The sequence below is a fragment of the Kribbella sp. NPDC104740 genome, assembly GCF_055583505.1.
Map to the genome: position 1 here is coordinate 200,887 of NZ_JBVJNV010000001.1, position 7,876 is coordinate 208,762.

General features: G+C 69.5%; 6 protein-coding genes. All 6 read right to left on the reverse strand.

Annotation, left to right across the window (positions count from 1 at the left end):
• Window positions 1-307 precede the first annotated feature (307 nt).
• The 6 genes from ACZ6Z4_RS00970 to ACZ6Z4_RS00995 all read right to left on the reverse strand — a co-directional run bounded on the left by ACZ6Z4_RS00970 (window position 308) and on the right by ACZ6Z4_RS00995 (window position 7,475).
• Window positions 308-1,558: a CehA/McbA family metallohydrolase gene (locus ACZ6Z4_RS00970; RefSeq protein ID WP_465556796.1), complete on the reverse strand. Its 1,251-nt coding sequence runs from the start codon at window positions 1,556-1,558 to the stop codon at window positions 308-310.
• Window positions 1,558-2,673: an ABC transporter ATP-binding protein gene (locus ACZ6Z4_RS00975; RefSeq protein ID WP_465556798.1), complete on the reverse strand. Its 1,116-nt coding sequence runs from the start codon at window positions 2,671-2,673 to the stop codon at window positions 1,558-1,560. Before ACZ6Z4_RS00975 ends, ACZ6Z4_RS00970 begins: the two co-directional genes overlap by 1 nt.
• Entirely contained in the window at window positions 2,673-3,494 is an 822-nt protein-coding gene (locus ACZ6Z4_RS00980) for a carbohydrate ABC transporter permease (RefSeq protein ID WP_465556800.1), read from the reverse strand. Before ACZ6Z4_RS00980 ends, ACZ6Z4_RS00975 begins: the two co-directional genes overlap by 1 nt.
• A gap of 28 nt (window positions 3,495-3,522) precedes the next feature.
• The gene (locus ACZ6Z4_RS00985; protein WP_465556802.1) at window positions 3,523-4,728 is read right to left on the reverse strand and encodes a carbohydrate ABC transporter permease; all 1,206 of its coding nucleotides are present in this window, start codon (window positions 4,726-4,728) and stop codon (window positions 3,523-3,525) included.
• Window positions 4,728-6,155, reverse strand: coding sequence for an extracellular solute-binding protein (locus tag ACZ6Z4_RS00990; protein WP_465556804.1), 1,428 nt, complete (start codon window positions 6,153-6,155; stop codon window positions 4,728-4,730). Before ACZ6Z4_RS00990 ends, ACZ6Z4_RS00985 begins: the two co-directional genes overlap by 1 nt.
• Before the next feature lie 552 nt (window positions 6,156-6,707).
• Entirely contained in the window at window positions 6,708-7,475 is a 768-nt protein-coding gene (locus tag ACZ6Z4_RS00995) for a ricin-type beta-trefoil lectin domain protein (protein ID WP_465556806.1), read from the reverse strand.
• Window positions 7,476-7,876: the final 401 nt, after the last annotated feature.

A 7,876-nucleotide genomic window follows, 5' to 3' on the forward strand; every position in this document is an offset into this window, starting at 1 on the left:
CCTCCGGGGTTCCGTCCGGGCGCCGGGGAAGTGCGTCCGGGAGGATGAGCAGGACTTCGGTTGAAGATCATGGAGCCGCCCGCGGGACGGCGTCCACATCAACGCGGTATCTCTACCAGATTGCGACCAGATCGCGACCCACCCACCCCGAGGTGAGCATCAGGTGGATCCACACTCGTCCCCACAACCGCTTCTACAGCAGGTAGATGAGCGGTTCTGGCGGTGGGAGCGGCGTTCCAATGCGCGGGGAGGAACGGTGCCGCGGGGGAGGTGGTGGAGTGGTGCCGCGCGTTGGGCGTGGCGTGGGTTAGTGGGTGACGGAGAGGAATTCGCCGGTGTGGGTGGCGAGGACGTGGCCGCCGGGATGCAGGGCGGGGAGGAATTCGGTGGAGGTGTGGATGGGGCGGCGGGTGCCGTCGGGGGAGATGAGGACTGTGTTGGGGGCGTTGAGGATGACGAATTCGTCTGCGTTGCGGAGGACTACGGGGGCGTTGTAGCCGGCGGAGATTGAGGTTCGGCCGGCGGCTAGGGCTTCCAGGGCTGCTTCGGTCAGTTCGTTGGGGGTTTCGGCGGTGGCTTCTACTGCCAGCCAGGTGGTGGGGGTGCCGGGGAGGGAGAGGGAGGACGGGTTGTGCCAGTCGCTGCCGCCGATGGGGGTGGTGGTGAGGCTCCAGGATTCCCACCAGGCGATGGGGCCGCCCCAGCGGCGGTCGAGCCAGGAGGAGTGCCAGATCTCGGCCAGGGGTGGGTGTACGCCGTACAGCGGTTGGCGCCAGGAGCAGTCGCCGCTGAGGGGGTGGTTGATGGAGAGGAGGCCGCCTCGGGTGGCTACCTCGGGGATCCACTCGTGGGCGGGGCGGCGGAAGTCGATGACGCCGATCTGGCCGAAGGCGTTGGCGTGGCCGGACTCGGTGGTGACTTCCTGGCCGGGGATGAGGCCGATGCCGAAGCGGTCGCTCAGGGCGGGGAGCTCGGCGTGGTGGGCCTCGGTGTTGTGGTCGGTGCAGGCGAGGACGTCGAGGCCGGCGGCGACGCCGAGGGCGGCGAGGTTGGCGATCGGGGTGGAGCCGTCGGAGTGCAGGGAGTGGGCGTGGAAGTCGCCGGCGATCCACTTCAGGCCGTCTGCTGCGGGGAGGATTCGGCGGGGAGGACGGGCCGGTACGGCGACCGCCTCCGTTGCGGCGGCGTACTCGGCGAGGCCGGGGATGGTGGAGACCTCGCCGGTGACTGCTTCGACGAGGAGTTCGGCGCCTTCGACGGGGAGACGGTGGAGGCCGAGGACGATCCACCAGGTGCCTGGTTCGAGCTCGCCGGGGACGTAGCCGGGGGTGGCGGCGTCGGGGGCGATCGCGAAGGTGTTGCGGGCGCCGCCGGACCAGCCGCGCCAGCCGGCCGCACCCTCGCAGCCGATGTCGATGACGACGCCGTCGAGGGCGGGGGCGGTGAGGGTGACGAGCAGGCCCTCGCAGCCTGGGGGGATGTCGACGGGGAGCGAGTGCCAGACGGACTCGGCGCGGTCGTCGAGGGTCCAGGTGCGCTTGAAGGAGGTGAGAGCCATCAGATGTTCTGGGTGCTGGGTGTGGGCTGGCGGGCGAGTAGTTCGCCGGTTTCGCGGTCGTACAGGAGGACTCGCTGGGCGGGAGCCGTAAGGGTGACCGGGGTGCCGGGGGCCGGCTCGTCTTCCTCGGGGACGGTGACGCCGATGAGGGTGCCGGCGCAGTCGACGGAGACCAGGGACGAGGTGCCGAGGTTCTCGGCGACGACCACGGTGCCGGGGATCGACGGGCCGGCTGCTGGGTCGACAGAGAGCGTGAGGTACTCCGGGCGGACGCCGACGGTGACCTTCGCGCCTGCGGGGACCGAGCCGGTCGAGGCGGGCAGGCGGCCGCCGGCGATTTCTACGACGCCGTGGGTTCCGTCGTCGGCGGTGCCGACGACACCTTCCAGCAGGTTCATCGGGGTGGAGCCGATGAAGTTGGCGACGAAGGTGTTGGCGGGCCGGGCGAAAACCTCGCGGGGGGAGCCGAGCTGGACCAGCTTGCCGGTCTGCATGACGGCGATCTTGTCTGCCAGAGCGAGCGCTTCGGCCTGGTCGTGGGTGACGAAGACCGTGGTGATGCCGAGGTCGCGCTGAAGCTTCTTCAGGAACGTACGAGCCTCCAGGCGCAGCCGCGCGTCCAGGTTCGAGAGCGGCTCGTCGAGGAGGAGGACCTTGCCTTCGGAGGCGATCGCGCGGGCCAGGGCGACGCGCTGCTGCTGACCACCGGACAGTTGCCCGGGGCGCCGTTCGAGCAGGCCCTGCAACGACAGCTCGCCGGCGGTCTTCTCCGCGACCGTCGAGCGGGTCGACGCCGCGACCCGGCGTACCTTCAGCGGGTAGGTGATGTTCTCCGAGACCGTCATGTGCGGGAAGAGCGCGTAGTCCTGGAAGACCATCGCGACACCGCGCTTGCCGGGCTCCAGGCGCGTCACGTCGGCGCCGTCGATGCGGACGGTGCCCTCGGAGGCGTTCTCCAGGCCGGCGATCGTGCGCAGCAGCGTCGTCTTGCCGCAGCCGGACGGGCCGAGCAGCGCGAAGAACTCGCCGTCGGCCACGCTCAGGTCCAGTCCGTCGACGGCGCGGACGCCGTTCGGGTAGACGGTCGCCAGGCCTTCGATGTCGATGCCAGCCATCAGCTCTTGATTCCTCCGTGGAAGCGGAACCCGTACCTCGAGTTCACCAACAGGTACAGCACGACGACCGGGATCGAGAACAACAGCGAGAAGACCGGGATCACCGAGAGGTTGGCGCTGCCGCCCTCGTCGGTGAAGGTCTGCAGCAGCACCGCGCCGGGCTGCTTGTCGATCGACCGGATCAGCAGGAAGGGCACCAGGAAGTTGCCCCACGAGTTCACGAACGCCCAGACCAGGATCGTCGCCAGGCCCGGCCGGGCCACCGGCAGCACGACGTCGCGCAGGATCTGCGAGGTCGAGGCGCCGAAGACGCGGGCGGACTCCTCGTACGACTTCGGGACGGCGTCGACGAAGTCCTTCAGGATGAAGATTGCCGCAGGCAACAACCCGCCGGTCATCACCAGCGCGACGCCGAAGCGGGAGTCGATCAGCCCGAGCTGGAACATCATCACGAAGATCGGCACCATCGCGGCGGTGCCGGTGACGACGGACGAGAGCAGCAGGAGCCCGTACAGCAGGGCGTCCCGGCCGGGGATGCGGACGCGGGACAGCGCGTACGACGCCAGTGCCGCGAAGGCGGTCACCGCGACGGCGGTGGTCACGCAGATCAGGAGCGAGTTGACCATCGAGTGCAGCGCGTACGGGTGGTCGAGGGTCTTGCGGACGTTGTCGAGCGTCCAGTCGGGCCAGCGGACGCCGAGCCCGGGGGAGGCGTCGAACGGCGCCGACGCGATCCAGAGCATCGGGACCGCGAAGAAGAGCGTGATCGCGCAGATCAGCACGTAGAAGCCGATCCGCCGTACGACGTACGCCGGGTTCACGAGCGCCTCCTCAGCGCGTCGGCGGGGTTCACGAGCGCCTCCTCAGCAGTCGCAGGTAGAGCAGCGCGACCAGCAGGTTCGCGATCAGGAGCAGGAACGAGATCGCTGACGAGTAGCCGAGCTCACCGCCCTGCAGCGCGACGTTGTAGATGTAGACCGGGACCGTCTCGGACTCGTGGTTCGGGCCGCCCTTGGTGAGCAGGAACGGCGAGAAGTCGTTCGCGGTCCACAGCGAGATCAGCAGCGTGTTGGTCAGTACGTGACCGCGGATGTGCGGGAACACGACGTCGCGCAGGGTTTGCCAACCCGATGCCCCGACCATGCGGGCGGACTCGAGCTGCGACGGCGGGACGGCCTGGAGCGCCGAGGAGTAGAGCATCATCGAGAACGCCGTGCCGCGCCAGGTGTTGAAGAGGACCAGGCAGACCATCGGGTACTCGATCAGCCAGGCGGTGCCCTGCTGGCCGAGGATGCTGTTCAGGGTGCCGGTGTCGCGGTCGAAGAACGCGATCCACAGGTAGGCGACGACGGTCGACGGGAGGATCCAGGCGAGCAGGACCAGGCCTTCGACCGTACGCCGTACCGCCGGCCGCGCCTTCCGCATCGTCCAGGCCAGCGCGAAGCCGAGCACGTTCTGGCCGATGATCGCGGAGCCGAGCACGAACAGCAGCGTCAGCCAGAGCGCGTTGTGGAACAGGGCATCGTTCAGCGCCTTGGTGTAGTTCTCCAGCCCGACGATCGACGGCGAGACGGCCTCGACACCGGTCAGCCGGTAGTTGGTGATGCCGATGTAGATCGTCCAGACCGCGGGAAAGACCAGGAACGCGCCGATCAGCAGCAGGGCGGGGGCGACGAAGCCGAGCGCCCGGCCGATGCCGAGCCCGGCCACATCCTGCGCGGGCCCCCGGGCCCGCCGCGTCACGCGGGCCGCCGAGCCGCCGTCACCCGCCGAGCCGCCGCCCGAGCCGGCTCCGCGGCCCGCCGAGCCGCCGCCCGAGCCGGCTGCGCCGCCCGAGCCGCCGCCCGAGCCGGCTGCGCCGCCCGAGCCGCCGCCCGAGCCGGCTGCGCCGCCCGAGCCGCCGCCCGAGCCGGCTGCGCCGCCCGAGCCGCCGCCCGGCCCGCTCGCCCGGCCGCCCGATCCTCCGGCTCCGCCGGGATCTCCCGCGAGCAGCGCCGCGCCCGTACCGGCATCCCGCGCCGGTGTGTCCGGTGCGGGGTCACTGGTGGTTGCCATCAGTTGCTGGTGACCTTGTCCTTGCCGCCGGCGGCGGACTCGACGGCGGTCTGGTACGCCTTGGCCGCGTCGGCGGGGGACTTGCCGCTGATCACGTCGGCGGTGGCCTGCTGGAGCGCGGCGGAGATCTTCGGGTACTCGGCCAGGCCCGGGCGGTACTGCGTGAGCGGCAGCACCTTGGTGGCGACGAAGTTCAGCATCGGGTCACCGGCCAGCACCTTGGCGTTGACGTCGGTGCGCTGGGTGATCTTCGCGGCGCCGTTCAGGCCGGCCTCGACCATCTCGGCGGAGTTCATGAACTGCAGCAGCTCCCAGGCCTGCTGGGGGAACTTGGTGTTCGGGTTGATCGCGACCACGCCGCCACCGGACATCGACACGAAGTCCTGGCCCTTCACGCCCGCGCCGGGCTTGGACGCCGGGATCAGCGCGTAGCCGACGGCGGTGTCGCGGTCGGCCATCTTGGCGACGCCCTCCTTCGGCTCGACGACGCTGCGCCAGAAGTAGTCGCCCTCGAGCAGGATGCCGATCTTGTTCGCGGCGAACTCGGCGAACGACTTGTCCCGGCCCTTGGCCTCGCGCTGCAGCACCGGGTCACCCAGGCCGCCGGTGTAGATCTTCTGGTAGAAGCCGAGCACGTCCCGCACGGCGGAGGTGTTGCCCAGCCACTTGCCGTCGGTGTTGATCGAAGCGCCGGTCCCGACCAGCAGCGGCAGCACGCCCTGCATCGAGGTGGCCTCGCCCATCGCGGTGCCGCCGTTGATCTGGATCGGCGTGACGCCGGGCAGCGCCTTCAGCTTCTGGCCGGCGGCGGCGATCTCGTCCCACGACTTCGGCTGCCAGTCGGCCGGCAGCCCGGCCTGGGCGAACAGCTTCTTGTTGAAGTAGAGCACCCGGCCGTCGGTCCCCGCCGGTACGCCGTACCGCTTGCCCTCGAAGCTGCCGAGCTGCTGCACCGACTCCGGGATCTGCCCCCAGCCGTCCCAGCCGTCGACCTTCGCGGCGTCACCGACGGTGTCGGTGAGCGGCTTCACGTAGCCGGCCTGGGCGAACTCGCCGACCCAGATGCCGTCCATGTTCATCAGGTCCGGCCCGGCCTTGTTGGACAGGCTGAGCGCCAGCTTCTGCTTGTAGACCTCGTCGTCGGACCCGTCGCCCTCGAACCGGACCGTGACGTCGACGCCCTTGGCCTTCTGCGCCTCGACGAACTTCGGGATCAGCACGTCGGAGGTGAAGGTGGCGCCGGCGCTGTTCTTGCCGCCCTTGACCGAGTTGGCGCCGATCACCAGCTCGACCTTCTTGGCGTCGGCGTTGCGGTTGGTGTCCTGGTCGCCGCTGCCGGAGTCCGACGACCCCAGGCAGCCGGTGAGCAGCAGCAGAGCGGCCGCGCCGAGGGCGGTCGGTGGGATCAGGCGCGCGATGGGTCGCATCAGGAGGACTCCTTGCGGGGGCTTGCGGAGCAGGTACGCCGGAACACCTTTACACCCGCGGATGACTTTGTGAAGACTTTTACCTGGTTGCCTTCGGCTACTTCGGGTGGCCATCCCAGGTCAAGACCGATCTCGTCAAATCCGGTAGCACCGGGACGCATTGCGGAAGAGTTAAAGGTCGCTCGCGGTTCGATCTCAAAGCGTAGCTGGCTAGATACAGACCGTGATGGCGGGAGGTAGCGTCGTCAGCGTTCGGATCACTGGAAACGGAGGTGAAGGACATGCTCAGCGGACTGCTGTACGACCTTCTCGGGGGTCACCACTGGCATCACTGGCACCACTGGCACGACTGCTGGTGGTGACGCGCCGGCGGTGACGGAAACCTCCGCTGACGCGCAAGCAGCGGAAACCTCCGGCACCGCCACCGCGATACTCCAGGCCAAACATCTCGAGCCGAAAGGAAAGGGCGGCCCCGACATCGTCGGGGCCGCCCTCCTCGTGGTGGCTGAAGAAAAAAACTCCCTGGCCTCCTCGCGGAGGCCAGGGAGCCGGTTACTTCTGGGCCAGCTGCATCATCTGCTTCGGCATCACCGACATCTCGGCCGGCACCGGGGTCTTGCCCCGGACCAGTTCGAGCAGGCTGGACGCGGCGTTCGCGATCGGCAGCGGCAGGGCCAGGCCCAGGGACGCCAGCAGCGCGTTCACGAGTGCCAGGACCGCACCCAGGATGTCGAGACCGGGCAGCGGCAGGGCCTTCCAGCCCTGGTTCGCAGCGCCCACCGAGGCCGACGTGCCGGTCGGCTGGGCCTGCTTGTCCTTGCCCTGACCCATCAGCGAGCTCAGTGCCAGTCCGCTCGCCGCGTTGACGAACGACCCGCTGGTCTCGTCGTAGTTCCACTTCTGCCCGTCGCCGTCACGACAGGGCAGCACCAGCACCGGTGCGTTCTTCGGGACGGTGACCAGGTCGGCCCCCGTGTCCAGGCAGGCGCCGCTCTTGGCCAGGGCGCCACCGACGCTCTTGCTCATCGCGACCTGCAACTGGCCCTTACCGGTGTAGACCCACTCCTGGGTCTTGCCCTCCTTGCCCGGGGCGCAGGCCATCATCACCGCCATCGGGACCTTCTCGGCGGCGACGAAGGTCAGGCAGTACCGGGTGTCGGCGCTGCTGGTGATCTGCTTCACCGCGCCCACCTCGACGATGCCCGGTGCGGCGGTGGCCGGTTCCGGGGCCGCGGCCCGGGCCGGTACGGCGGTGGCCAGCGCGACGCTGACGGCCAGTACGGCCACGCCGGTGCGACTGAGAATGCTACGGACGATCAAGACAACCTCCAGAGGTCGTGCCATCTCGCGGCGTCAGGTCGTCGGGACCCCGAGGCGCGGAGCGGGCCGGCTCCGGGAACCGCGGCAGCACCCCTTGCGCGTGGGGTGGTGCGGCGGGTCTGTCCCCCGTGAGGAGGCGGTGTGGCCCGGAAGGCCGACGGTGACTCAACGCGACGTTGACGCCACGACCAGTAAGGCACAGACCTCCGGATCGTGGTTACGGACAACCGGCGTTATTTGATGCCAATGGCAACTAGCTGCCAGTCCAAGGTTGTTGCGCAGGGCATCGATACCTGGTTGCGTCCCCACCGAGGGGGGGGGGGGGGGGGGGGGGGGGGGGGGGGGGGGAAAAACGGTTTCGTGTTGGGGGGTGTTTTCCGCGGGGTTCGGGGGTTTGGGGC

Coding starts and splice junctions, on each gene's coding strand:
- ACZ6Z4_RS00970 (WP_465556796.1), bottom strand. CDS start 1,558: ATGGCTCTCACCTCCTTCAAGCGCACCTGGACCCTCGACGACCGCGCC.
- ACZ6Z4_RS00985 (WP_465556802.1), bottom strand. CDS start 4,728: ATGGCAACCACCAGTGACCCCGCACCGGACACACCGGCGCGGGATGCC.
- ACZ6Z4_RS00975 (WP_465556798.1), bottom strand. CDS start 2,673: ATGGCTGGCATCGACATCGAAGGCCTGGCGACCGTCTACCCGAACGGC.
- ACZ6Z4_RS00990 (WP_465556804.1), bottom strand. CDS start 6,155: ATGCGACCCATCGCGCGCCTGATCCCACCGACCGCCCTCGGCGCGGCC.